Source organism: Pectobacterium quasiaquaticum, from assembly GCF_014946775.2.
In the GTDB taxonomy this organism is placed as follows: Bacteria; Pseudomonadota; Gammaproteobacteria; order Enterobacterales; family Enterobacteriaceae; genus Pectobacterium; species Pectobacterium aquaticum.
Genome location: NZ_CP065177.1, coordinates 1,740,082 through 1,765,003, shown reverse-complemented (window position 1 = coordinate 1,765,003; position 24,922 = coordinate 1,740,082). Strand labels below are relative to the sequence as shown.

The 24,922-nt window shown below is 52.3% G+C and carries 23 protein-coding genes; 10 read left to right on the top strand and 13 right to left on the bottom strand.

Translation table 11 applies throughout. The features are described 5' to 3' along the window. Positions 1-111: 111 nt before the first annotated feature. Together clpA and clpS are read right to left on the bottom strand one after the other, a co-directional pair. Entirely contained in the window at positions 112-2,385 is a 2,274-nt protein-coding gene (clpA, locus tag IG609_RS08185) for an ATP-dependent Clp protease ATP-binding subunit ClpA (RefSeq protein WP_193397675.1), read from the bottom strand. A gap of 29 nt (positions 2,386-2,414) precedes the next feature. Then, positions 2,415-2,735, bottom strand: coding sequence for an ATP-dependent Clp protease adapter ClpS (clpS, locus tag IG609_RS08180; protein WP_095699221.1), 321 nt, complete (start codon positions 2,733-2,735; stop codon positions 2,415-2,417). Between the two features lie 422 nt (positions 2,736-3,157). Between clpS and cspD the strand changes: the two genes are divergently transcribed. Beyond that, entirely contained in the window at positions 3,158-3,379 is a 222-nt protein-coding gene (gene cspD / locus IG609_RS08175) for a cold shock-like protein CspD (RefSeq protein ID WP_095699219.1), read from the top strand. A 114-nt stretch (positions 3,380-3,493) separates the two neighbouring features. On the opposite strand, the gene IG609_RS08170 is transcribed toward cspD, so the two are convergent. Next, positions 3,494-5,158: an ATP-dependent endonuclease gene (locus tag IG609_RS08170; protein WP_193397674.1), complete on the bottom strand. Its 1,665-nt coding sequence runs from the start codon at positions 5,156-5,158 to the stop codon at positions 3,494-3,496. Positions 5,159-5,501: 343 nt separating this feature from the next. On the opposite strand from IG609_RS08170, the gene IG609_RS08165 reads away from it, so the two are divergent. The 4 genes from IG609_RS08165 to IG609_RS08150 all read left to right on the top strand — a co-directional run bounded on the left by IG609_RS08165 (position 5,502) and on the right by IG609_RS08150 (position 11,044). Continuing rightward, positions 5,502-6,401, top strand: coding sequence for a LysO family transporter (locus IG609_RS08165; protein WP_193397673.1), 900 nt, complete (start codon positions 5,502-5,504; stop codon positions 6,399-6,401). A gap of 187 nt (positions 6,402-6,588) precedes the next feature. Beyond that, a complete protein-coding gene (gene hcp, locus IG609_RS08160) occupies positions 6,589-8,241 on the top strand; it encodes a hydroxylamine reductase (RefSeq protein WP_193397672.1) in 1,653 nt (550 codons plus the stop codon). A 139-nt stretch (positions 8,242-8,380) separates the two neighbouring features. Next, entirely contained in the window at positions 8,381-9,406 is a 1,026-nt protein-coding gene (hcr, locus tag IG609_RS08155; RefSeq protein WP_193400441.1) for an NADH oxidoreductase, read from the top strand. 201 nt (positions 9,407-9,607) lie between these two features. Then, the gene (locus tag IG609_RS08150; protein WP_193400439.1) at positions 9,608-11,044 is read left to right on the top strand and encodes a DUF2867 domain-containing protein; all 1,437 of its coding nucleotides are present in this window, start codon (positions 9,608-9,610) and stop codon (positions 11,042-11,044) included. Here IG609_RS08150 and IG609_RS08145 read toward each other — a convergent pair. Continuing rightward, the gene (locus tag IG609_RS08145; protein WP_193400437.1) at positions 11,041-11,868 is read right to left on the bottom strand and encodes an N-acetylmuramoyl-L-alanine amidase; all 828 of its coding nucleotides are present in this window, start codon (positions 11,866-11,868) and stop codon (positions 11,041-11,043) included. The genes IG609_RS08150 and IG609_RS08145 overlap by 4 nt on opposite strands. 61 nt (positions 11,869-11,929) lie before the next feature. Continuing rightward, positions 11,930-12,253, bottom strand: a complete 324-nt coding sequence (locus IG609_RS08140; RefSeq protein WP_102116240.1) for a heavy metal-binding domain-containing protein — start codon at positions 12,251-12,253, stop codon at positions 11,930-11,932. Positions 12,254-12,482: 229 nt separating this feature from the next. Between IG609_RS08140 and artP the strand changes: the two genes are divergently transcribed. From artP to artJ (IG609_RS08115), 5 genes are all read left to right on the top strand, one after another. Then, a complete protein-coding gene (gene artP, locus IG609_RS08135) occupies positions 12,483-13,211 on the top strand; it encodes an arginine ABC transporter ATP-binding protein ArtP (RefSeq protein WP_284070735.1) in 729 nt (242 codons plus the stop codon). A 20-nt stretch (positions 13,212-13,231) separates the two neighbouring features. Further along, positions 13,232-13,963, top strand: a complete 732-nt coding sequence (artJ, locus tag IG609_RS08130) for an arginine ABC transporter substrate-binding protein (RefSeq protein WP_193400433.1) — start codon at positions 13,232-13,234, stop codon at positions 13,961-13,963. An 11-nt stretch (positions 13,964-13,974) separates the two neighbouring features. Continuing rightward, positions 13,975-14,691, top strand: coding sequence for an arginine ABC transporter permease ArtQ (artQ, locus tag IG609_RS08125; protein ID WP_015839956.1), 717 nt, complete (start codon positions 13,975-13,977; stop codon positions 14,689-14,691). Beyond that, the gene (gene artM / locus IG609_RS08120; protein ID WP_039489914.1) at positions 14,691-15,359 is read left to right on the top strand and encodes an arginine ABC transporter permease ArtM; all 669 of its coding nucleotides are present in this window, start codon (positions 14,691-14,693) and stop codon (positions 15,357-15,359) included. The genes artQ and artM overlap by 1 nt, the downstream gene beginning before the upstream one ends. Before the next feature lie 230 nt (positions 15,360-15,589). Beyond that, positions 15,590-16,321 (top strand): arginine ABC transporter substrate-binding protein, encoded by a 732-nt coding sequence (gene artJ, locus IG609_RS08115; protein ID WP_193397671.1) that lies wholly within the window; start codon positions 15,590-15,592, stop codon positions 16,319-16,321. A 384-nt stretch (positions 16,322-16,705) separates the two neighbouring features. Here the strand turns inward: artJ (IG609_RS08115) and rlmC are convergent, their stop codons facing one another. The 8 genes from rlmC to rimK all read right to left on the bottom strand — a co-directional run bounded on the left by rlmC (position 16,706) and on the right by rimK (position 24,911). Next, positions 16,706-17,833 carry a 23S rRNA (uracil(747)-C(5))-methyltransferase RlmC gene (gene rlmC, locus IG609_RS08110; RefSeq protein WP_193400431.1) on the bottom strand — a complete coding sequence of 376 codons (1,128 nt, stop codon included), beginning with the start codon at positions 17,831-17,833 and terminating at the stop codon, positions 16,706-16,708. Positions 17,834-17,959: 126 nt separating this feature from the next. Next, entirely contained in the window at positions 17,960-18,412 is a 453-nt protein-coding gene (locus tag IG609_RS08105) for a YbjO family protein (protein WP_193397686.1), read from the bottom strand. Between the two features lie 207 nt (positions 18,413-18,619). After that, a complete protein-coding gene (gene potI / locus IG609_RS08100; RefSeq protein WP_102119376.1) occupies positions 18,620-19,465 on the bottom strand; it encodes a putrescine ABC transporter permease PotI in 846 nt (281 codons plus the stop codon). After that, a complete protein-coding gene (potH, locus tag IG609_RS08095) occupies positions 19,462-20,427 on the bottom strand; it encodes a putrescine ABC transporter permease PotH (protein ID WP_193400429.1) in 966 nt (321 codons plus the stop codon). Before potH ends, potI begins: the two co-directional genes overlap by 4 nt. Before the next feature lie 14 nt (positions 20,428-20,441). Next, a complete protein-coding gene (potG, locus tag IG609_RS08090; protein WP_102119381.1) occupies positions 20,442-21,575 on the bottom strand; it encodes a putrescine ABC transporter ATP-binding subunit PotG in 1,134 nt (377 codons plus the stop codon). A gap of 197 nt (positions 21,576-21,772) precedes the next feature. Then, positions 21,773-22,882 carry a spermidine/putrescine ABC transporter substrate-binding protein PotF gene (gene potF / locus IG609_RS08085; RefSeq protein ID WP_103860923.1) on the bottom strand — a complete coding sequence of 370 codons (1,110 nt, stop codon included), beginning with the start codon at positions 22,880-22,882 and terminating at the stop codon, positions 21,773-21,775. A 372-nt stretch (positions 22,883-23,254) separates the two neighbouring features. Continuing rightward, positions 23,255-23,734, bottom strand: a complete 480-nt coding sequence (locus IG609_RS08080; protein WP_039275494.1) for a type III secretion system chaperone family protein — start codon at positions 23,732-23,734, stop codon at positions 23,255-23,257. Positions 23,735-23,999: 265 nt separating this feature from the next. Further along, a complete protein-coding gene (gene rimK, locus IG609_RS08075) occupies positions 24,000-24,911 on the bottom strand; it encodes a 30S ribosomal protein S6--L-glutamate ligase (RefSeq protein WP_193397668.1) in 912 nt (303 codons plus the stop codon). Positions 24,912-24,922: the final 11 nt, after the last annotated feature.

The following is a 24,922-nucleotide window of genomic DNA, read 5'->3' as shown; positions in this document are numbered from 1 at the left end:
TTTCCTTTATGGTAAGGGCTTTTGTTTTTGGGTAGCCATACTATTCAGTGCAGCCCAGAAACATAAAAAAGGGATGCCTCAGCATCCCTCTTAGATAACACACGATATTGATTAATTAACACTTTCTGTTTTTCGCTTCTGCGCACTCACGAAGCCATACGTCAGCTGTTGCGTTTCTTTATCCAGTTGCACCGTCACAGACCCTCCGTCCACCAGCGAACCAAACAGCAGCTCGTTGGCCAGCGGTTTCTTGAGGCTTTCCTGCATCACGCGTGCCATTGGTCGGGCACCCATTGCCTTGTCATAACCTTTTTCTGCCAGCCAGTCGCGCGCTTCATCGCTCACTTCCAGCGACACGCCTTTCGCATCCAACTGCGCCTGAAGTTCTACGATAAACTTATCGACAACCTGCTGAATGACATCGGTCGACAGATGGTTGAACCAGATAATACCGTCGAGACGGTTACGGAACTCCGGCGTAAATACTTTCTTAATTTCTTCCATCGCATCCGTACTGTTGTCCTGATGGATGATGCCGATGGATTTACGCTGTGTTTCCCGCACGCCTGCGTTGGTGGTCATGACGACAATGACATTGCGGAAATCCGCTTTACGGCCATTGTTGTCCGTCAGCGTACCGTTATCCATTACCTGCAGCAGCAGGTTAAAGACGTCAGGATGCGCTTTTTCGATCTCATCTAACAGCAGTACCGCATGGGGGTGCTTAATCACCGCATCCGTCAGCAGGCCGCCCTGATCATAGCCCACATAGCCGGGAGGCGCGCCAATCAAGCGGCTAACCGTATGGCGCTCCATGTATTCGGACATATCAAAGCGCAGCAGTTCGATATCCAGCGCTTTGGCCAACTGTAACGTGACTTCCGTCTTACCCACGCCGGTAGGACCAGCAAACAAGAAGGAACCAACTGGTTTACGCTCCTGACCCAACCCTGCACGACTCATCTTGATAGACTCAGACAAGGCTTCGATTGCTTTGTCCTGGCCAAACACCAACATTTTCAGGCGGTCACTGAGATTTTTCAGCACATCGCGATCGCTGGCGGAAACAGTTTTTTCTGGAATACGGGCGATGCGGGCGACAACCGATTCAATATCACTCACGTTGACCGTTTTCTTGCGTTTACTGACCGGCATCAGACGGCTGCGTGCACCAGCCTCATCGATCACATCAATCGCTTTATCCGGCAGGTGACGGTCATTGATGTATTTCACGGCCAGTTCTACCGCGGCACGAACCGCTTTCGACGTATAGCGAACATCATGGTGAGCCTCATATTTCGGCTTCAGACCATTAATGATTTGTACGGTTTCTTCCACGCTCGGTTCAGTGATATCGATTTTCTGGAAACGACGCGCCAGCGCCCGATCCTTTTCAAAGATATTGCTGAACTCCTGATAGGTGGTCGAGCCGATAACGCGAATCTTGCCGCTGGAAAGCAGCGGTTTAATCAGATTAGCCGCATCAACCTGACCGCCGGACGCTGCACCCGCGCCGATAATCGTGTGGATTTCATCAATGAACAGAATGCTGTTTTTATCCTGTTCCAACTGTTTTAGCAGCGCCTTGAAACGTTTTTCAAAGTCACCGCGGTATTTGGTGCCAGCCAGCAGCGCGCCGATGTCCAGCGAGTACAGCGTGCACTCCGCCATCACTTCCGGTACATCGCCCTGCACAATACGCCAGGCCAGCCCTTCAGCAATCGCAGTTTTACCGACGCCGGATTCGCCGACCAGCAGCGGGTTATTTTTACGACGACGGCACAATACCTGAATCGTGCGCTCCAGTTCCTTATCCCGGCCAATGAGCGGATCGATACCGCCAACGCGAGCCAGTTGATTCAGATTGGTGGTGAAGTTTTCCATACGATCTTCCCCTCCTGCCTGTTCTTCATTGACGGGACTTTCAGGGTTTGGCGCCTGATCGGATTCTTCTTTACGTGTGCCGTGAGAAATAAAGTTCACGACATCCAGACGGCTGACGTCATGCTTGCGCAGCAGGTAGGCGGCCTGAGATTCCTGCTCGCTAAAAATCGCGACCAGAACGTTGGCGCCAGACACCTCGCTGCGGCCGGAGGACTGCACGTGGAAGACGGCACGTTGGAGTACGCGCTGGAAGCTGAGCGTGGGTTGCGTTTCTCGCTCGTCGTCACTCTGCGGTAATGTTGGTGTGGTTTGCTCAATGAACGCTTCCAGTTCCTGACGCAGCGCGGCTAAATCTACCGTGCAGGCTTCCAATGCTTCACGGGCGGCTGGGTTACTGAGCAGAGCCAACAGCAGGTGCTCCACGGTCATAAACTCGTGTCGGTGCTCACGCGCTCTGGCGAAAGCCATGTTGAGACTGAGTTCCAGTTCTTGATTGAGCATAGGCACCTCTCCCAATAAATTGCCTGACTTCAGGCTTTTTCCAGCGTACAGAGCAGCGGGTGCTCGTTTTCTCTGGCATAACGATTGACTTGTACGACCTTGGTCTCAGCCACTTCAGCGCTGAATACGCCACAAATTGCTTTGCCCTGATAATGCACGCTTAACATAAGCTGCGTTGCACGTTCAATATCATAAGAAAAGAACTTTTGCAGAACGTCAATAACAAATTCCATCGGCGTGTAATCATCGTTATTCAACACCACGTTATACATCGATGGCGGCTGCAATTTTTCTTTCTGTTTATCGGCGGTCAGGTTCTCAGATTGTGACCACGTACTGTTGTTTCCCATTCTCTATCCACATCATGTAACGAATATCGCAACTCACGACATCAGTCTGTTTATTACTAATAGATCCGAGAAGCAGGAAATGAGTGCCTGCGACTTGAAAGATGACGGGTATCTCTACATTTACAGTAGCACGTCTGCTTTTTATTTTACCACCTGAGGAATTAAATGGTTCTCGGAAAGCAAAATTCAAGGTCTGTAACCGACATCTTGATGAGGCAACGCGATCGTAGGTTCATCAATAGCGTTATCTGCATCAAACTTTGGCAAACTGCCCTCCTCGCCGCGCGGTGGATCGCTTGACGCTGGGATCGATTTCACTAAAGTGTACGGATGAATTGATGGGGTTTTAATCAATTCGTATTCGTAGTAACCAAATAACCACACCTTACTGAAAAGAATACTCTTGCGAAGGATGTCAATGCATGGAGACAGGTACTGTTAAATGGTTCAATAACGCCAAAGGGTTTGGTTTTATCTGTCCAGAAGGGGGCGGTGACGATATCTTCGCGCACTACTCAACCATTCAAATGGATGGCTACCGGACTCTGAAAGCCGGGCAGGTTGTCAGGTTTGATGTTCATCAAGGGCCAAAAGGCAATCATGCCTGCCTGATCGTGCCGCAAATCGCCGAGGCCGTATCCTGACCCTTTCTACACCCTACACATCGACTCAGAACACGCTACGCCAAACCATAAAATGACTATGATGCGACAAATGCCGTTCGTTACACTGAACGGCATTTTTTTATATGTATTACACTAATCCGCCCGCCCACGGGCCAGCCACAGCACGCGGGAGAACATGCTGCGAATAAGCGGTGGGATTGCCTCGCTGCCCCTCGCTGCGGCTTCCATCGCGACTTCAATCGCCAGGTCTGGCTTGGATGATCGGTGGATCGCCTTGATGATGATTTTATGCATCGAGAGCGGCACTTTTTCCGGCAACTGTGCGATGCGGTGATAAACGTGGCTGAATCCCTCACGATACATGTAGTGTTCCATGTCCGATGCGGGCAAGACGGTCAAATGATCGCGCTCGCTCTCATCCTGTGCGGCTAGCATGCCTTTTGCCGTCGCGGCATATTTCTTCCCCGCGTCATCGCCATCAACCAGCACATGCCATTCAATCCCCATATAACGTGCGAACCGCAGCAATGGCCGGAGTCCCGACTGGGCAAATTCAATCACTTTCACCCCTTCCGCCTCAAAATGGTGTCCGCATTGGTGCGCCAGTTCATTCAGCATCCACACTTCGGTTTCCCCTTCCACCAGCAGCCAGCAGCGGGCAAAGAGTGACGCAGGTCGATTCATACGAATGTGAAACGCAATGCGTCGACTATCTTCCGCATTCATACCCTGACGACCAATGCGATATGTCGCCACCCGTGAGGATTCCCGCACCAGACGGCACACCTGCTCCATCGGCACCAGCGACAGCAGCTCGCCTGAATTCGTTGTTGTGACCTTTTGGAGCGGCAAGTGCACCAGAAGCCCCCAAGCGACGGATAGCATAATCGGGTGCAACCGGGTTTCCGGGTCTTCAATCAGCAAAAGCGGACGCGCATGGGGATCCAAAGCCACCGATCCTTTCGCCTGTAACAGCGTAGAAAACAATTCCAGCAGGATAATTCGGCGACTGCGGCTATTGGGGCCGGCAATCAGCCGATTGATGTTATCCAGCGATCGCCACGATTTACCATTGTGCGTTCGCGCATGCCGGTGATGGCGTCGGTCGTTACCTGTGGCATTCTGCTCGGAAAAATAGTGCTCCAGCAGTTGTCGCATCGCCACCAGTCCCTGACGCAGTTCTTTATCCGTCAGCTTCTGCGGATTTTGCACCAGCTCGCGCATCAGTTGTTCAAACTGCTGAGTCAACTTTTCATTGCTGTTATCTAACGTCGCGGCCAACGTCCCAGAACGCAAGCGCCGTATAAAACGCGCGTCTCGCAGCCGCAGCACCGGATGCAGGCGGATGATCTCTCTGGCCAGTTCATCAATATCATCCAGCGGTATCGGGTGCCCATCAGCGTCAAGAAAGCTGCGCAAGGTGAAGACTGACTGGCTTTCGTCCACCTCACCTTCCAGGCGATAAAAAACGCGGTATAGCGACTCATTCCCCTCAATCCAAACGGGGCTCAGCGAACGGTAGCGAGGGGATAGATGATGGCCGGGTGCCGTCTCGCAAAACGTAAAAATAACCTGAAGATGCTTTTCTCGGCTATTTTCATCTCCCGGTGTGAAGTGAAAATCCTGCATATCAAAATGATAGAGCGGTAGCGTCGGTGCCAGCAGCAGCGAGAGCGCATCCAGCAGGCTTGATTTTCCCCAGGCGTTCTCACCAATCAGTACATTGTTATCGTCCAGCGTCAGCGACAGACGATTGATTCCCCGAAATCCCAGGATTTCAATACGTTCCAGATGCATCCTTCTCTCCTGTAGCAGCGGCCTGCGAGTTTCTGCTGCAAAAACGCTCACCGTATAGAATATCCTGCCAGACAGCGCTTTACTCACCGCGATAATTTGTTTAATTTTAATAGATTATCGTTTTTCTTCCCGCCAAGTGTAGCCGATGAATCCCACGAGGTTATTAATGACACAATATTGTTAATGACGATGTTGTCAACGCACGGTTTGTATTTCCTCCGTGCCGAACCCTATCGGGGTAGAGCTGAAGAAGAAAAGCCTCATGGTTTAACTACGGTAACCCCCGTCAATCCTAAAATACGGGTTAGCGCCGTTTTTCTCGCGTAAGGACATCAATTCTGTGATGTATTCAGGATTATTAATTATTTTATTACCGCTCATCATTGGCTATCTGTTACCGCTGCGCGGCAAAAAAACATTACAGCTGATTAACCAACTGCTGAATTGGATGGTGTACGTCATTCTGTTTTTGATGGGCATAAGCCTGGCTTTTCTGGAAAATCTCAGCAGCAATTTGTTACTGATCTTCCGCTACACTGCCGTCTTCGCCTTCTGTATTGTCGCGGCAAACGGCATTGCCCTGTGGCTGTGGGAAAAACGCAGTGCGTGGCGTAGTAAGTACAGAGACGCGGCACCGCTTTCCCGACTGCGAATGATCCTTGAATCGTTCAAACTCTGCGGCGTGGTATTCGGTGGTTTTTTGCTGGGCTTAACGCAATGGCCGGGATTCACCTACGCCAGCAAAGGCAGCGAATATGCACTCATTTTCCTGCTCTTTCTGGTCGGCGTTCAACTGCGTAACAGCGGGATGACGTTGCGCCAAATCGTCTTAAACCGTCGCGGTCTGGTCATCGCGATCATCGTCGGTATCAGTGCGCTCGGTGGTGGCCTGCTGGCCGCGTGGATTCTAGGGCTGCCGCTACAAACTGGTCTGGCGATGGCATCCGGCTATGGATGGTATTCGCTGTCGGGCATTCTGCTAACCGATGCCCTCGGGCCCGTCATCGGCAGCACCGCATTTTTCAACGATCTGACTCGCGAGCTACTGGCGATTATGCTGGTTCCCGTGTTGGCACAGCGTAATCGCTCCGGTGCATTAGGCCTTTGCGGCGCAACCTCGATGGATTTCACGCTACCTGTTTTGCAGCGCAGCGCGGGTATCGACGTCGTGCCTGCGGCTATCGTACACGGCTTCTTATTAAGCCTTGCAGCCCCCATATTGATGGCGTTATTTTCTTCATAAGCACACACAGAGCACCATTTCCCCTTTGTTTACGGGCTGTGATTGAGAGTGATTTTCATTGCCCATCACCAAACTTGCGCTAAATCAAATTTACCTAAAGTTGCAGTAAAAAAGCCTTTTTACCTGCCTCGGCTACCACTATGCTTTAAACAAGCATTTAAAATGCAACTTAAAAAAGGAAGTCATTATGTTTTGTGTGCAATGTGAACAAACGATTCGTACCCCTGCTGGAAACGGCTGCTCTTACGCGCAGGGCATGTGCGGCAAAACCGCAGAAACCTCCGATCTGCAAGACCTGCTGGTCGCGGTGCTGCAAGGGCTTTCTGCCTGGGCGCTGAAAGCGCGCGATCTGGGTATCATCGATCACGATGTCGACAACTTTGCGCCACGCGCTTTCTTCTCGACGTTGACCAACGTTAACTTCGATTCCCAACGCATTATTGGCTACGCACAGGAAGCCATTACACTGCGTGAGTCACTGGCTGTTCGCTGCCGTCTGCACGATGCCACCGTGACCGTCGATCACCCAATGGCAGCCCTTCAACTGGCAGGTAACGATATTCCGACCTTACTGCAACAGGCAGCAGATTTTGCGCTGGACAGCGATAAAGCCAGCGTTGGTGACGACGTTCACGGCTTGCGCATGCTCAACCTTTACGGCCTGAAAGGTGCGGCAGCTTATATGGAGCACGCCCACGTTCTTGGTCAGTATGACAATGCGATCTATGCCGAATACCATGCTTTCATGGCATGGCTGGGCACACAGCCATCCGATGTTGACACCCTGCTGAACAACGCAATGGGCATCGGTAAAATGAACTTCAACGTTATGGCGATCCTCGACCATGGCGAGACTAATGCTTACGGTCATCCACAGCCGACCTCCGTTAACGTCCGCCCAATTGCGGGTAAAGCGATTCTGATTTCGGGTCATGACCTGAAAGATCTGCGCATGCTGCTGGAGCAAACCGAAGGCACCGGCGTGAATATTTATACCCACGGTGAAATGCTGCCTGCACACGGTTACCCAGAGTTGAAAAAATTCAAGCATCTGGCGGGTAACTACGGCAGCGGCTGGCAGAATCAGCAGACTGAGTTTGCCAAATTCCCTGGCGCAATCGTCATGACCTCTAACTGTATTATCGATCCAAACGTAGGCAACTACGGCGACCGCATCTGGACGCGTAGCATCGTAGGCTGGCCGGGCGTGAACCACCTGGAAGGCGACGATTTCAGCTCGGTTATCGAACAGGCACAGAGTCTGGCTGGCTTCCCATACAGCGAAATCGAGCACATGATCACCGTCGGGTTTGGTCGTGAAACGCTGTTGAGCGCTGCGGATACCGTCATCGATCTGGTTGCACAGAAAAAACTGCGCCACGTCTTCCTAGTTGGTGGATGTGACGGTAGCCGTGAAGAACGTAGCTACTTCACCGACTTTACGCTGAACGTTCCGCAAGACTGTCTGATCATGACGCTGGCCTGTGGTAAATATCGTTTCAACAAACTGGACTTCGGTACGCTGGAAGGCCTGCCACGTCTGCTGGATGTCGGCCAATGTAATGACGCCTATGCGGCAATTATTCTGGCCGTGAAACTGGCGGAAAAATTGGGCTGTGGCGTGAACGATCTGCCGCTGAGTCTGGTGCTGTCCTGGTTTGAACAAAAAGCGATTGTCATCCTGCTCACCCTGCTGTCCCTCGGCGTGAAGAATATCTACACCGGGCCGACTGCTCCGGGCTTCCTGACGGATAACCTGCTTGCCATTCTGAACGACAAATTCGGTATGCGTGCGATTACCACCGTTGAACAGGACATGAACACCATTCTGGCCGCTTGATGAATCAATACGGACGGAGGAGCGCGTTCCTCGTCACGCAGCGCGAGGTATCGGCATTAATGCCTCACGCTAAGCCCAATGTCTTATGGGCTGCTATCTTTACACGCTTCACCGTACCCGTTTGTTATGGAGATTGATTATGACCATGCCCGCACTACAGATTGGGCCGACACCGCTTTGCTCTAACCGCATGCAGGTACACTCGATTACCCAGGAAACGCCGGATGTCTGGACGATTTCACTGGTTAATCATGATTTTTATCCGTATCAGCCGGGTCAGTATGCGTTAGTCAGCATTGCCAACAGCGCAGAGACGCTAAGGGCTTATACGATTTCTTCTTCACCGGGCCTCAGCCGTTTTATTACCTTAACGGTAAGAAGACTAGACGACGGTGTCGGCTCCCGCTGGCTGACCCAAGCGCTGAAAGTCGGTGATTATCTGTGGCTGTCTGATGCACAAGGCGAGTTTACCTGCGCCAACGCAGTCAGCGATCGCTACCTGATGGCGGCGGCAGGCTGCGGTGTCACGCCGATTATGTCAATGTGCCGCTGGCTGCTGGCAAACAAACCGCAAACCGATATCCACGTTATTTTCAATGTGCGCAATCCGCTGCAGGTGATCTTCGCCAAAGAATGGCAGGATCTGGTGCAGCGCTATCCGCAGCAACTGCATCTAACGCTAATGGCAGAATTTGACGCTGCGCCCGGCTTCCTCTCTGGACGAATCAGCGGCGACCTGCTGGTCGAACACGTGCCGGATATCGCCAGCCGCACCGTGATGACCTGCGGCCCAGCGCCGTACATGAATCAGATTGAAACCCTGAGTCAGCAGCTTGGCGTTGCCTCAAACCGCATCTTCAAAGAACAGTTCCGCCCAACAGATGACGTGCTGGATGACGATGCCGATCAGCTCACGCTGACCATCAGTCGTCCGCTGAAAAACCTGCGCGTGCCAGTGGGTATCAGCCTGCTGGCCGCACTGGAAGCCAATAAGGTGCCGGTTGTCGCTGCCTGCCGTGCCGGTGTTTGCGGGAGCTGCAAAACTCACGTGCTATCCGGTAATTACACCACTAGCAGTACCATGACGCTAACACCAGCCGAGATCGAACAGGGCTATGTTTTGGCCTGTAGTTGCCAACTGCAAGGCGACACCGTTCTGGCCTAATACGCCCACGTTTTACCCCCTTCTGTCCGGTAGCCTCGGCTATCGGGCAGGTAGGTCATGTTAAATTACGCTTGGTTCCAGCTAAGCATTAATTCCCTATTTTTCGTCGTTTTTTGCCCTTTCCCGATTTGTCTTTTCCCGATTTGCCTTTTCGCGATTATAGTAAGCCATGGTTATATTTTGCTGTGGAGCCACTGGCACATGACATCCCCCTCAGCCCCGATCCTGATTCTGGGCGCAACTGGCTACATTGGCCGCCATTTAACCGAGCGGTTGAGTAAACAAGGCAACCGAGTCATCGCTGCTGGCCGGAATACTGAGTCCCTCGCCTCACGAAATTTGCCTGGTGTCGACTGCCAACAGGTTGATCTCGCTAAGCCAGAAAGCCTGCCGGATGGCCTGTGGGGCGCAGAAACACTCTATTATCTGGTACACAGCATGGGCGACGGCGCGGACTTCGTGGCGAGAGAACGGATGACCGCCATGAACCTGCTGCTGGCACTGACCTCTAGCCGCGTAAAACAGATTATCTATCTGGGATCGCTTCAGGTAAAACGTGATGCCTCACCGCACATGCAAGCACGTCAAATCACTGGTGATGTATTACGCAGTAGCGGCATTCCCGTCACCGAGCTGCGTGCGGGTATTATTATCGGTACCGGTTCGGCGGCGTTCGAGATCATGCGCGATATGGTCTATAACCTGCCGATATTGACGCCGCCGCGCTGGGTGCGCTCTAAATCGTCCCCCATTGCGCTGGAAAATCTGCTGGTGTATCTGATCAATATCGCACAGCACCCCGCGACAGAAAACCGCATCATGGATGCCGCAGGCCCCGAATACATCAGCTACCAGACCATGTTCGAGCGTTTCATTCAGATCAGCGGCAAACGCAGATTGCTGATACCCGTTCCCATGCCGACACATCTCATGTCTGTCTGGTTCCTGCACTTGGTCACGTCGGTTCCGCCGTTCATCGCCCGCGCGCTTATTCAGGGTTTAAAACACGATTTACAGGCCGATGACCGCGAACTCCAGACATTGATCCCACAAACGCTGATTAGCTTTGATGACGCCGTGCGCTTCACGCTGCAAAGCGAAATGGAGAGCGTGCAGCAGGCCGACTGGGGCGATGACACCGAGGTCCGCGCACGTTGGAAGCCCAATTACGGCTTTTACCCTAAACAAGCGGGCCATTCGATGAAGACGTCCGCGTCCAGTCAGGCGCTCTGGCAGGTCATCCAGCAGGTCGGCGGCAAGGAGGGCTATTTTTACGCCAATACGCTGTGGAATATCCGCGCTCGGCTCGACGATCTCTGCGGCAACGGCGTGACTTACGGACGCCCCGAGCGTCCGACGCTAGAAGTGGGTGACAAGATTGATGGCTGGAGGGTTATCTCGATCAAGCCACAGCGTCAGCTAGTGCTATTATTCGGCATGAAAGCCCCAGGGTTGGGTAAACTCAATTTTACCATCACCGATAAGGGCACTCACCGAACCGTGGATGTGCGCGCCCGCTGGCACCCTTCCGGGTTCAACGGGCTGGTCTACTGGTTTCTGATGATGCCCGCTCACCTGTTTATCTTCCGTGGTATGGCGGCGCGTATTGCGAAACTGGCAGAGAAGGAAACGGTTTAGCGGTTGCCGTATTTCTCCAGCAGCGCGTCGACGATCGCTTCACTTTGCGCATCTGGCTGGCCTTGATAGTTCTCGGGGCGGAAATGCATTTGGAAAGCGGCGATCACCTGCCGCTTCTCACGCGCGGTCATCGTGTCCTGCACCGCGTAGCCATAACGCCCCAGCTTTTCCAGCAGAACCGCGTCATCCACCGGCTGCAACGGTAGCCGTCCGTTCAAATAGAATGCGACCCGCTGCGCATCAGGCCAGGCACCGATGCCCGCTTGTGCCAGTACCTGCCAGGGGAACAGCGGCCCAGGGTCTTGTTTGCGCTGTGGGGCAATATCGCTGTGTGCAACCACGTTCTGCGGCGCAATCTGATAGCGGTCGACAATATCGCGGGCGATCGCCGTCACAAGTTGAATCTGCGAAGCGGTAAACGGCTCCCACGTATAGCCTGTTAGCGTGCGTTGATAGCCTGCGTTTTCAATCTCAATACCAATTGAGGAATTATTCAGTCGACTAAATCCGCGCCAGCTACTGGCTCCCGCATGCCAGGCAGCCTGAGACTCCGGCACCAGTTGCCAGGCAAGTGGCTTACCGTGCTGCAAAGGTGGATGTGCTGGAACCAGATAATGTGCACTGACGTGATCATCCGTCAGAATATTCAGCGAAGTGGCAAAGTCTTCCGCCGTATAATGAATCACTAAAAAGCGGATGCGAGACTCCTGAGCCCGCGACTGCAATGCGGTCTCCAGCACATAATTATTCTGTTCTTTCAACGAAGAAGCTGATTGGCAACCTGCCAACAGCCCCAGCGCTATGCAGACCATCCATTTCAACATCGTTGTTCCACCGCTTTTTCACACCGTCTCTGGCAACTTGAAGTATGACGAGTATAAGCCACTAGCGGCGAACTTTTACTGCGGTACCGCTGACGGTCACCATCAGCATACTGCCGTCCTTCCCGACGGTTTCATAGTCAAGATCGATGCCTACCACAGCATTCGCCCCTAAATCTTCGGCTTGCTCCTGTAACTCTTTGAACGCAATCTGCCGCGCCTTACGCAGCTCTTTTTCATAGGCGCCGGAACGGCCGCCGACGACATCGCGGATACTGGCAAAAAAGTCACGGAAGATGTTCGCCCCCAGAATGGCTTCGCCAGTCACGACGCCACAATATTCAGTGATGGTGAAACCTTCCAGACTTGGCGTGGTGGATAATTGCATGTCGTCTCCTTTCACTGCTTTTCTAATGAATGTTAAGTACACGTAAATATAAGTCTGCGGTACTGTTAGTACCCGCAATGAGAAAGCGAGCACCCAGATTGTAAGCCGCTATTTTGTGCTATTATTTAATCAACAAATCGCTTATTGGCAAATTTTAACCCACGGTGATTGCATAACTATTCTGCCGACGTTAACATTCGCCGCATCAATGTCTATTCAATTCTTACGCATGAGTATTCAACTAAACGGCATTAACTGTTTCTACGGCACATACCAAGCGCTATTTGATGTCACCCTCGATTGTCCTGCGGGTGAAACACTCGTGCTTCTTGGTCCCAGCGGTGCGGGAAAGAGCTCGCTGATACGCGTTCTTAATCTGTTGGAAATGCCACGTTCTGGCAAGCTTTCCATCGCCGGTAATCAGTTTGATTTTCAGCGCACGCCATCCGACAGCGCGATCCGTGAATTGCGTCAGAATGTCGGGATGGTGTTCCAGCAATATAATTTGTGGCCGCATCTGACCGTAGTGCAGAACCTGATCGAAGCCCCTTGCCGCGTGCTGGGGCTGAGTAAGGAAGAAGCGAAAGCACGGGCAGATAAACTGCTGACGCGCCTGCGCCTCAATGACTTTGCCGATCGCTTCCCTCTTCATCTTTCTGGCGGACAGCAACAGCGTGTCGCGATTGCCCGTGCGCTGATGATGGAACCTCAGGTTCTCCTGTTTGATGAACCGACTGCCGCGCTGGATCCAGAAATTACCGCTCAGGTCGTCAACATCATCCGTGAATTGGCAGAAACTGGCATTACGCAGGTGATTGTGACCCACGAAGTTGAATTTGCCCGTAAAACGGCCAGCCGTGTGGTGTATATGGAAAACGGCCGCATCGTTGAACAAGGGGATGCGACGCACTTTACCCAGCCGCAGACGCCTGAATTCGCTGGTTATTTGTCACATTGATTACTATCAGGAAAATGATAATGAAAAAATTGATTATTGCAGCCTTATTCGCCGTTGGTGCCGCCTCTGCTAACGCCGCAGATACTATCCGTTTCGCAACCGAAGCCTCCTACCCTCCGTTCGAATTTGTCGATGCCAATAACCAGATCCAGGGTTTTGATATCGATCTGGCCAATGCACTGTGCAAAGAAATGCAGGCAACCTGCACGTTCAGCAATCAGGCTTTCGACAGCCTGATCCCTGGCCTGAAATTCCGTCGTTTCGAAGCCGTCATCGCGGGAATGGATATTACCCCTGAGCGTCAGCAGCAGGTGTCATTCACCCAACCTTACTATGACAACTCCGCTCAGTTTATTGCTCAGAAAGGGAAAGTGGCCGATATCGCCGCGCTGACGGGCAAACGCGTTGGCGTACAGAATGGCACCACCCACCAGAAATACCTGATGGAAAAGCATAGCGATATCAAAACCGTGCCTTACGACAGCTACCAGAATGCCGTGCTGGATCTGAAAAATGGTCGTCTGGATGCCGTGTTCGGTGATACCGCCGTGGTGAACGAATGGCTGAAACAGAACGATACGCTGGCAACCGTGGGTCAGAACGTGACGGATAAAGGTTACTTCGGTATCGGTCTGGGCATCGCCGTGCGCCAGAACAACGATGAGCTGCTGAAAAAATTCGACACTGCGCTCAACAAAATCAAGCAGGATGGTACTTACGAGACCATCTACAAAAAATGGTTCCAGCAGTAATCTGACGCTCAATGATTGAATTTCAACCTCTTGCAAGCGCCGCCGGGATGACCGTCGGCCTTGCCGTTTGTGCACTGGTGCTCGGCCTCGTGCTGGCGATGCTGTTTGCCGTTTGGGAAACTGTCCGCTGGAAAGCCGTTAGCTGGACGGGAACCGCGGTCGTGACGCTGTTGCGCGGCCTGCCAGAAATTCTGGTCGTGCTGTTCATCTATTTCGGCTCTTCTCAGTTGCTGATGATGCTGGCAGACGGTTTTACCCTGAATCTCTTCATCGTGCAGATTCCGGTAAAACTGGATATCGGCATGTTTGAAATCAGCCCATTCCTGTGCGGCGTGATTGCGCTGGCGCTGCTGTATGCCGCCTACGCCTCCCAAACGCTGCGCGGTGCGCTAAAAGCTGTCCCGCAAGGGCAATGGGAATCGGGTCAGGCGCTGGGGCTCAGTAAATCCGCGATCTTTTTCCGTCTGATCATGCCGCAGATGTGGCGTCACGCCCTGCCGGGATTAGGCAATCAGTGGCTGGTATTGCTGAAAGATACCGCGCTGGTGTCGCTGATCAGCGTGAACGATTTGATGCTGCAAACCAAAAGCATTGCGACACGGACGCAGGAGCCCTTCACCTGGTACGTTGTCGCGGCGGCGATCTATTTGATTATTACGTTGCTAAGTCAGTACGTGCTGAAACGCATTGAACTGCGCACCACGCGTTTTGAGCGGAGGCCTTCCTGATGCTCGCTTATTTACCTGAGCTTGTAAAAGGCCTGCACACCAGCCTGACCTTAACAGCGGTCTCCATCGTCGTGGCGCTGGTGCTATCGCTGCTGCTGACTGTGGTACTGACGCTCAAAACGCCTGTCATATCACTGTTGGCGAAAGGCTACATTACGCTGTTTACCGGTACGCCGCTGCTGGTGCAAATCTTCCTGATTTACTATGGGCCCGGACAGTTTACTTCTATCCAGCAAATCCCCTGGCTGTGGAGCCTGCTTTCACAGCCGTGGCTTTGCGCAATGGTGGCACTGGCGCTCAATAGTGCAGCGTATACTACGCAACTGTTCTATGGTGCGGTAAAAGCGATTCCCGCCGGACAGTGGCAGTCCTGTGCCGCGTTGGGCATGGATCAGAAGCAAACATTACGTATTTTGCTGCCGTTTGCATTTAAACGCGCGCTGTCTTCTTATTCAAATGAAGTGGTGCTGGTGTTTAAGAGTACCTCACTGGCTTACACCATTACGCTGATGGAAGTCATGGGCTACAGCCAACTGATGTACGGCCGGACGTATGATGTGATGGTGTTTGGTGCCGCTGGGATTATCTACCTGTGCGTCAACGGGTTACTAACGTTGCTGATGCGCTGGGTTGAACGGCGCTCGCTGGCATTCGAACGCCGTAATTAGTGCTTATTGCATTTATCCACTTAGAAAGCAGGCTTTGATAGCCTGCTTTTTTATGGCGTGCCATCCCTGACCGCCCCCCTTACGGGCCGTTGCTGACGTAAAAACATGCAACAAATCGATTTATTAATCATTTTAATTGCATATAAATTCAATCAATGGCATGGTAATCGCCATGACGCAGGAATGTTTCCGCGCAACTATTTTATAAGAAAAACAGACAGGAGTAGGTAATGAAAAAATTAGTGCTCGCCACGTTACTGGCAGGAATCGCCTTCAGCGCCACCGCCGCAGACACCATCCGTTTTGCTTCATCAGCCACCTACCCGCCCTTTGAATCACTGGATGCCAGTAACGAAATCGTCGGTTTCGATATGGATCTGGCGAAAGCGTTGTGTAAGCAAATGCAGGCGACCTGTACATTCACCAATCAGGCGTTTGACAGCCTGATCCCTGCGCTGAAATTCCGTCGCTATGACGCGGTGATTTCCGGTATGGATATCACCCCCGAGCGCAGCAAGCAGGTCGCGTTCACGCAACCTTACTATGCCAACTCTGCCGTGGTTATCGCGCAAAAAGGGAAATTCAGCGACTTCTCCGCGATGAAGGGCAAACGCATTGGTATGGAAAACGGCACGACGCACCAGAAGTACATGCATGATAAGCATCCGGAAGTGCAAACTGTCTCTTATGACAGCTACCAGAACGCGGTTCTGGATCTGAAAAATGGCCGTATTGATGGCGTATTCGGTGATACCGCTGTCGTCAACGAGTGGATCAAGGCGAGCCCTGAACTGGCAACGGTTGGCGAACATGTGACTGACGCGGAATACTTCGGCACCGGACTGGGCATCGCCGTTCGTCCCGATGACAAGGCGCTGCTGGAGAAGCTGAATAAAGCGTTGGACGCCATCAAAGCGGACGGCACTTACAAAACCATCAACGACAAGTGGTTCCCGCAATAAGGTTCGATCTGCGCGGCGCGATATCGTATGAAATCATGCATATAACGCCGCTTTTGTCGTCCAGGCGTAAAAATTGCGCTGAGGTGCTCGTTACCGTCGAGTGAGCGGCAGGACGCCGCGAAAGACAGTGCCGCGTCGGGAACGCGTCACTGGCGGCTCGAAAAGCGGGAACGATCGCCGAAGGCACCGCGCAGCGGCGCAATTCGCGCCGAAAGCCAGTGGTCAAGGAGCTGCGGCAATTGAGCGCTCCTTGTCGGGCGTGTGATGAAATCATAGAAAAGCACCAGAATTGACACGCCCGAAACTTTCATACTGTCGAACATGGATACAACAACGTAGTAAATTGCCACCAAGATATTTTTTATTACATATAGTTATCGCTTATCAAGCGCGTTTCAATAACGTCAGCACTTCATAGTGCGCCGTGTGCGGAAACATGTCGAACAGCTGCACGCGCAGCGCACGGTAATTCGCTAGTTCCGTCATGTCTTTCGCCATGCTTTCAGCGTTACAGCTGGAGTAGAGAATATAGTCCGGAGCCATCCGGCTCAGGTAAGCACACAGTTCGCTGCCAATACCACGGCGTGGCGGGTTGACTAGCACCAGCTCGGGAATTTCCGCTTTACCTGTCGCGAACTGCGTGGAATCAAGAGCCTGAAACTCTACCTGCTTCAACCCTAACTGTTCCGCAGAGCGGCGCGCGCAGGCTATCGCCTCGGCGCTGATTTCAATCCCCGTCAGGCGCATCTCCGATGATGCACAGTGCAGGCCAAAACCCCCTACCCCACAAAACAGATCCCACATACTGGTAATATTCAGCTCTGCTACCCAATCGCGAGCCGTCGCATACAGCGCGGCTGCCACCTGAGGGTTCGTCTGGAAAAAGCTTTGCGGACGGATATACAACGGCACCTGATTGAACTGTTCAGCCAGCGCGGCAGCGTCACTCAGGATAATCTCCGTTTTCCCTTCCATAATCGCCTGATGCACGGGCTGAATATTGACGGATATCACCTCAAGCTGCGGCAACTGCTGCTGTAGCCAGGGCAATGCGGCACGCAGCTGCGGCAGCTTGGTTTCCGAGCGTAAGACAAAGCGCAGCATGAATGTACCGTGCTGCGTACTTTCCGTCAGCAGCAGGTATTTCAGCTCCCCGCGACGTCGAGCCACGTTATAAGGCGTCAGCCCTGCTCGAGCAATGAAGACTTTAAGCACGTTGAAAACCGGCGCAAAACTGGACGGATAAAGTGGACAATTGCAGAGATCTACCGCCGTTCCATCACGATGCAGCATCCCCAGCAGCGGGCGTTCCACGCTGCCGCTCACCACCATTTTGGCTTTATTACGAAAGGCAGACTGCGCAGAAGGTTGCACGGGCAACCAGCGCTGCACGGCATGCGGTTGCAGCAAACCTTCAAGATGTTGCTGCTTATCAGACAATTGCTGCGGGTAGGGTTTTTCCAACCATTGGCAGGAACGACAGGTTCCCGTGCTGTAGCGGGCACAATGCATAAAAATCTAACTATTAAAAATAATACGGAATGCGAGGATTATATCACTCTGGCGGCGTCACCCTGCGACCTTTTGCCGATTTATGAGCGACGCCTGTAGCCAGAGTGGCTCATAAGAGAGAAATGTCTATTTCTGACGCATAAAAAAACGCTTACTGCGTCGTGGCAGAAACAGTAAAACAATCACCAGAAGATCTGGGATCTTTTGCAGCAGAAGTTGATGCAGCACGGCAGCGTTGTTTTCTCCTGAGATATGGAATATCGCTGGCATAAATTCACTCAGCGATGCCAGCAGCAGGTAACACACCACGACAGCCTGACAGGCCACATAGCCCCATCGTCCCCCGTTCACACCGGCCAAAACGGCAAAACCACAGCGAATCTCAACGCCGACGATAACCAGCGATAGCAGTAGCACCAGCGTCGAATCCCAAGACTCCGCGTTGCTGCCAATCCAGCCGCTCAAATCGCTGAGCCCTAGCTCCCACACCAGCAGCAAAATCCCCAAAAAACGGGTAGCAATAATCGCAATCCCCGCCACCATCACTGGCACCGGGGCATAAACTTTGCGTTGTGTGATTTCCTTCTTCATATATAGAATTTCAACGCTCTCCCTTCATGCGGCATTTACCCGCCAAAAATACAGCATCAATATAACGTCTGATGCCAATATAAAACTTGATAGTCATACAAAACTTGATTGCCATACAAAACAGCAACGCCCCCATACTCTGGCGGCGTTGCTGGAAATCTTCGCTAGGCTAACAAATTACGATGAGAAATCGAATCAGCCGCGTCTCGCTTTTTGCATATCGCGATAGCGCTGCTTCTCTGCTCTCGCCATAAACCACCAGGCGATAAACCCAATAATACCAACGACTAACAATATCAGGGAAGCCAAGGCGTTAATTTGTGGATTAACGCCCATTCTGACGCTGGAGAACACCAGCATTGGCAACGTTGTCGAGCCGGGCCCAGCTACGAAGCTGGCGATAACCAAATCGTCCAACGACAGCGTAAAGGCCAGCAGCCAGCCGGAAAGCAGCGCGGGAGCAATCATCGGCACCGTGATAATGAAGAACACCTTGAGCGGATTCGCACCCAGATCCATCGCCGCTTCTTCAATCGAACGATCAAGCTCACGCAAGCGAGCGCTGATCACCACGGTGACATACGCGGTACAGAACGTGACGTGCGCCAGCCAGATGGTGAACATTCCTCGCTCTGCTGGCCACCCAATGGCATGCCCTAATGCCACAAAGAGCAACAACAGCGACAGGCCGGTAATCACATCTGGCATAACCAGCGGCGCTGTCAGCATAAAAGCAAACCCATTGGAGCCACGGAAACGACCAAAACGCACCATGACCACGGCAGCGATCGTCCCAAGAATTACAGCCATCGTTGCCGCGGCGGCAGCAATCGTCAGGCTCAGGAGCACCGCGCTGATCATCGCCGTATTGTGGAACAACTCGACGTACCAACGTGTTGACCAGCCAGCCCATACGGTCACCAGCTTGGAGCTGTTGAACGAGTAGATCACCAGCATCAGCATCGGCGCATAGAGGAACGTAAAGCACAGCACCAAAATCACAATACGCCACGGTGAGCGAACGACAGGTAAATTATTCACGCCTCACCCTCCGCCGTTTTACTCTGATGTTTGTGGAACCAGATAATCGGCATAATCAACAGCAGCAGCATGACGACAGCAACGGCAGACGCCACTGGCCAATCGCGGTTATTGAAGAATTCCTGCCACAGAATACGGCCAATCATAATGCTGTCCGGCCCACCGAGCAGTTCTGGAATCACGTATTCCCCCACCGCAGGGATGAAGACCAGCATCGAGCCCGCAATAATTCCGCCTTTCGTTAAGGGAACGATCACACTGAAGAAAGTTTTCAGCGGTCGCGCGCCCAGATCCAACGACGCTTCAACCAACGAATAGTCCAGCCGCATCAGCGCGGTATAGATCGGCAACACCATAAACGGCAGATAGGAGTACACGACGCCGATATAAACCGCCAAATTGGTGTGCAGAATGACCAGCGGTTCATCGATCGCGCCCAGCCACAGCAGGAAGTTATTCAGGATACCGTTATTTTTCAGAATCCCCATCCAGGCATAGACGCGAATCAGGAATGACGTCCACGACGGAAGAATCACCAGCAGCAACAGGATATTACGCGTTGACGGTTTACTGTGCGCTACCGCCCAGGCTAGCGGGTAACCAATAAACAGACAGCACAGCGTCGATACGGCAGCCACCTGAAGCGATTGTATATAGGCATCAAAATACAGCGGATCGTCCAACAAATGCAGGTAGTTCCCAAGGTTCAGGGAAATATCCAGCTTGCCGTCCAGCCACGAGACCAGATCGGTATAAGGCGGAATCGCCCTCGCCATCTCTGCAAGACTGATTTTGAACACGATCAGGAACGGCAACATGAACAGCAGCAGCAGCCACAGATATGGCAACGCGATGACCAGCTTGCGCCCGTGTTTTTGACGCCAGCGCGCTATGAGTACGCGGAACCAGAGTCTGGCCTTGCCCGGTGGTTCCGCCGCGTTATGTTCGGGAAATGAAGTCATGATATTCTTCCTCGCTACACCGTCAGAACCACACAGCTATCCGCGTCCCAACACAGCCGGACCTCATCCCCCCAGGTCGGCATGCCTTTGCGATAGCGGTAGGCATTTTGTAACTGCGCGCTGATAGTTTGCCCGCTGTTGAGCCTGACGTGGTAAATCGACAGGTCGCCCAGATAGGCGATATGGACCACCTCCCCTACCGCGAAGTTACAACCGTCGGCCGGAACCTCTTCGCACAGCATGATTTTCTCAGGACGCAACGCGATGTAGACCGGAACACCATCGACCACCGAGACATCAGAATCCACTTTCAGCGGATGCACCAGTCCGGGGCTTTTAATGATCAGCGCATCGTCCTGACGTTCCTGCAAGATCCCTTCAAACATATTGACTGAGCCGATGAACTCCGCGCTGAAACGTGTGTTCGGGTGCTCATAAATCTCTTCTGGTTCGCCAATCTGTACAAATTTACCGCGATTCATAATGGCAATACGACCCGCCATGGTCATGGCTTCTTCCTGATCGTGCGTCACCATCACGCAGGTCACGCCCACGCGTTCCAGAATATCGACGACTTCAAGCTGCATACGGTCGCGCAATTTTTTATCCAGCGCCCCCATTGGTTCGTCCAGCAGCAGCAGTTTAGGGCGCTTCGCCAGACTACGAGCCAACGCAACACGCTGACGTTGACCGCCAGAAAGCTGATGCGGTTTACGATTGGCGAACTCTTGCATGTGCACCAGCGACAACATCTCTTCCACACGATCTTTGATTTCTGCACGCGGCAGTTTGTCCTGCTTCAGACCAAACGCGATATTCTTTTCCACCGTCATATGTGGAAACAGCGCGTAAGACTGAAACATCATATTGATGGGACGCTGGTAAGGCGGTACCAATGATAAATCCTGACCATCCAGAACAATCTGCCCCTGCGTGGGGAGCTCAAAACCTGCCAGCATACGCAGCAGCGTGGATTTCCCACAGCCGGATGCCCCCAGCAGCGCAAAAATTTCGCCTTTATAAATCGTCAGGCTGACATCATCGACAGCGGCCTGGCCGTCGAACGATTTTGTCAGGTTACGCACTTCCAGCAGCGGCGTGGCCGCTTTGGGAGGTTTGGATTGAGGGCGGGGGATCGCGTCATTCACTTCGCATTGCTCTCCGGCAAAAGCAGAACAAGCCACACCGTGAATACAGCCATTCAGGGCTATTCAACAGTGTGACACAATATAGAGCGCGAACAGGCGGATTATCCGCCTGTTTGCCACATTTTATACCCATCCATTCTCTGGTTGCTGAAACCAGCAACCGTCAAGCGCATGGGTAACGATTCAGATCCAAGAGGCTATTTGCCGCTTTTAACCTTAGTCCATGCACGCGTACGCGTACGGTCAATCTGAGGAGATTGCACTTTAAGCGTAAACAGCTTGGCACGTACATCCGCTGGCGGATAAACGCCTGGGTTGTTACGAATTTCTTCGTTCACCAACGGCAACGATGCCAGATTACCGCTCGCGTAATACACGTGGTTACTGATTTCAGCCATCACTTCTGGCTTCATCAGGTAATCAAGAAACGCATAGGTTTCATCCAGATTTTTAGCATCTTTCGGAATGGCGAGAACGTCAAAGAATGCCAACGCGCCTTCTTTCGGAATGCTGTACTGGATATTAACGCCGTTTTTCGCTTCTTTCGCACGGTTCCCTGCTTGCAAAATGTCACCCGCCCAGCCGACCGCGACGCAGATATCGCCGTTCGCCAGATCGTTAATATATTGCGACGAGTGGAAGTAGCGAATGCTCGGACGCAGTTTCAGCAGCAGATCGGTCGCAGACGTGGTGTAATCACCCGGCTTGGTGCTGTTCGGATCTTTACCCTGATAATTCAGCACGGTTGCAAAGATCTCTTCCGGTGCATCCAGGAAGGAGACACCACAACTTTTCAGCTTTTCCAGATTTTCTGGTTTCAGCACCAAATCCCAACTGTTAACCGGTGCATCAGCACCCAGCGCGGCTTTGACTTTCTCAACGTTATAGCCAATGCCCGTAGTCGCCCACAGGTAAGGCAGGGCATATTTATTGTCTGGATCGTGCTGTGCGATCAACTTCATCAGCTCAGGATCCAGATTTTTGTAATTCGGCAATTTGCTCTTGTCTAATGGCTGAAACACTCCCGCAGAGAGCTGGCGCTCTAGGAAGCTAGCAGAAGGCACGACCAGATCAAAACCCGTGCTGCCCGCCATGAGTTTGCCTTCCAACACTTCGTTGGAGTCAAACACGTCATAGACGACCTTAATACCGGTTTCTTTCTGGAAATTGGCTAACGTGTTCGGTGCGATATAGTCGGACCAGTTATAAACATGCAGCGTTTTCTCTTCCGCAGATGCGGTGACGGACGCGGCCATCAGCAAGCCGGTAACAACACCCGATAGCCATTTTTTACGTTGGGTGAACATCCGTTCCTTCCTCCATATAAGGGGGTGATTCATGGGAGTTAATCTGTATCGTTCCGATACAAAATATGTCCTGCCGCGCTATCCAACCGGTGAATGAGTATGCACCGATTTTTATTCGCCCAGACACACACATAGCCTTGATTCCGCTGTCTGTGTCTTACAGGAATAAAGCATAACCCCACAACATCGTGTGCACCATACTTGAACGTAAAAAATGGGTTTTAACGATTATTTATTCACATTTTATCGATGTGATGAAGGCGTTTAGCGGCAAACAAAGAGAAATATCTGGCAATAATGCGAAATAACCAGAATAAATGGTGGTGAAAGGAAAATAAGTAAAACCAATTGCTGCCGTTGGCAGCAACCGTATCAATGCAGATGAGAGGTGGTGACTCTGGCAGCAGAGCCCTCTTCTTCCTCGCCGATAAACAGCAGATTATTAGCGCCGGCCTCAAGGATCACCATTGAGATTTGTTCTTCGGACTGCTGCATGAAATGTCTGAATTGTTCCAGCGTCATGCCAGCAGCCACGCTGAATGACTGGCAGACAATCAGTTTCGGCAGATTATCATCCTGAACGTCGATAAACGCCTTGACGGTCAACGAGCTGGCATTGATTTGGCTCAGATCGCCAACCAAAGGAATCAATGCGCTGGGCTTCACTTCGGCAAGGGCAGAAAACAGAATCACGTTATCTACCAGATCAACTTTCGCATCGAACACGCCATCAAAATTTTGCATATGAGGAAGATGGAGCGCCTGACAGGAATCACATTCGAAATACAGAATGTTCAGTTGATCCAGCCACCGCCGTAGCATAGCCAAATCCGGGACGATGAGTGAATCCATCATGTTTGCCTCATACCTGCCGCCGTACAGACAGCGTTGTTGAAAAGAAAACACCGTTTACACAGAAGCGATGTTAAAACAGAAACAGCCTTAAAAACGGCACATAGCTTACGGAATATTGCGCGACGATGCCATGATAAAAGCGCCCCACCTCCCGCTTTCCTCGTTCCGCGGCACGTGACGTACCGGATAGCGCCGCTGTCCAGTGCTTACACGCCAAAATAAGGAACGCCGTATTTTACGGCGCGGTCCCTGTTTCAGAAAGCTAACTTTTGCTTATTGTTGCCGATATTGCGAAGCGCCTCTGGGTATTTTGCTCAATAAATTCAATTATCATGTTGGCAATATCGACTCCGGTCGTCGTTTCAATCCCTTCCAGCCCCGGCGAGGCGTTGACTTCCATCACCAGCGGCCCTCGATCGGCACGCAATATATCGACGCCCGCGATATTCAGCCCTAGCGTTTTTGTCGCCTTGATAGCAATCGCACGCTCCTGCGCCGTAATCTTCACTTTATTCGCCGAGCCGCCGCGATGCAGGTTTGAACGGAATTCCCCTGCTTTTGCCTGTCGCTCAATCGCCGCAACAACTCGGTTGCCGATCACAAAACAGCGGATATCTTTACCCTGCGCTTCATGCACGTATTCCTGCACCAGAATGTGCGCATTCAGCCCGCGAAAGGCATCAATCACGCTTTCAGCCGCCTGCCGCGTCTCGGCCAATACCACACCGATTCCCTGCGTGCCCTCCACCAGTTTTACGACTAGCGGCGCCCCCCCCACCATCGCAATCAGATCGCCAGTATCATCCGGTGAGTGAGCAAATCCGGTGATCGGCAGGTCAATCCCCTCACGAGCAAGCAGTTGCAGCGAATGCAGCTTGTCGCGGGCGCGAATGATGGCGACAGAATTATTCAGCGGGTAGCTGCCCAGCATTTCAAACTGGCGTAATACCGCCGTACCATAAAACGTGATCTGTGAGCCGATACGCGGAATAACCGCATCAAATTTATCCAGCCGACGCCCGCGGTAATGCACCGACGGCGCCGCCGAATTGATATTCATATAGCAGGAAAGCGGGTCAATAATTTCAACGCGGTGCTGGCGCGCCTCAGCCGCTTCACGCAGACGTTTGCAGGAATATAACGACCCATCACGAGACAGAATGGCTATCTTCATAAATATCATAC

Coding starts and splice junctions, on each gene's coding strand:
- artM (WP_039489914.1), top strand. CDS start 14,691: ATGCTCGCTTATTTACCTGAGCTTGTAAAAGGCCTGCACACCAGCCTG.
- IG609_RS08140 (WP_102116240.1), bottom strand. CDS start 12,253: ATGCAATTATCCACCACGCCAAGTCTGGAAGGTTTCACCATCACTGAA.
- potF (WP_103860923.1), bottom strand. CDS start 22,882: ATGTTCACCCAACGTAAAAAATGGCTATCGGGTGTTGTTACCGGCTTG.
- clpS (WP_095699221.1), bottom strand. CDS start 2,735: ATGGGAAACAACAGTACGTGGTCACAATCTGAGAACCTGACCGCCGAT.
- artP (WP_284070735.1), top strand. CDS start 12,483: ATGAGTATTCAACTAAACGGCATTAACTGTTTCTACGGCACATACCAA.
- IG609_RS08150 (WP_193400439.1), top strand. CDS start 9,608: ATGACATCCCCCTCAGCCCCGATCCTGATTCTGGGCGCAACTGGCTAC.
- clpA (WP_193397675.1), bottom strand. CDS start 2,385: ATGCTCAATCAAGAACTGGAACTCAGTCTCAACATGGCTTTCGCCAGA.
- potH (WP_193400429.1), bottom strand. CDS start 20,427: ATGACTTCATTTCCCGAACATAACGCGGCGGAACCACCGGGCAAGGCC.
- IG609_RS08170 (WP_193397674.1), bottom strand. CDS start 5,158: ATGCATCTGGAACGTATTGAAATCCTGGGATTTCGGGGAATCAATCGT.
- artQ (WP_015839956.1), top strand. CDS start 13,975: ATGATTGAATTTCAACCTCTTGCAAGCGCCGCCGGGATGACCGTCGGC.
- hcr (WP_193400441.1), top strand. CDS start 8,381: ATGACCATGCCCGCACTACAGATTGGGCCGACACCGCTTTGCTCTAAC.
- cspD (WP_095699219.1), top strand. CDS start 3,158: ATGGAGACAGGTACTGTTAAATGGTTCAATAACGCCAAAGGGTTTGGT.
- IG609_RS08145 (WP_193400437.1), bottom strand. CDS start 11,868: ATGTTGAAATGGATGGTCTGCATAGCGCTGGGGCTGTTGGCAGGTTGC.
- hcp (WP_193397672.1), top strand. CDS start 6,589: ATGTTTTGTGTGCAATGTGAACAAACGATTCGTACCCCTGCTGGAAAC.
- artJ (WP_193400433.1), top strand. CDS start 13,232: ATGAAAAAATTGATTATTGCAGCCTTATTCGCCGTTGGTGCCGCCTCT.
- artJ (WP_193397671.1), top strand. CDS start 15,590: ATGAAAAAATTAGTGCTCGCCACGTTACTGGCAGGAATCGCCTTCAGC.
- IG609_RS08080 (WP_039275494.1), bottom strand. CDS start 23,734: ATGGATTCACTCATCGTCCCGGATTTGGCTATGCTACGGCGGTGGCTG.
- rlmC (WP_193400431.1), bottom strand. CDS start 17,833: ATGCATTGTGCCCGCTACAGCACGGGAACCTGTCGTTCCTGCCAATGG.
- IG609_RS08165 (WP_193397673.1), top strand. CDS start 5,502: ATGTATTCAGGATTATTAATTATTTTATTACCGCTCATCATTGGCTAT.
- rimK (WP_193397668.1), bottom strand. CDS start 24,911: ATGAAGATAGCCATTCTGTCTCGTGATGGGTCGTTATATTCCTGCAAA.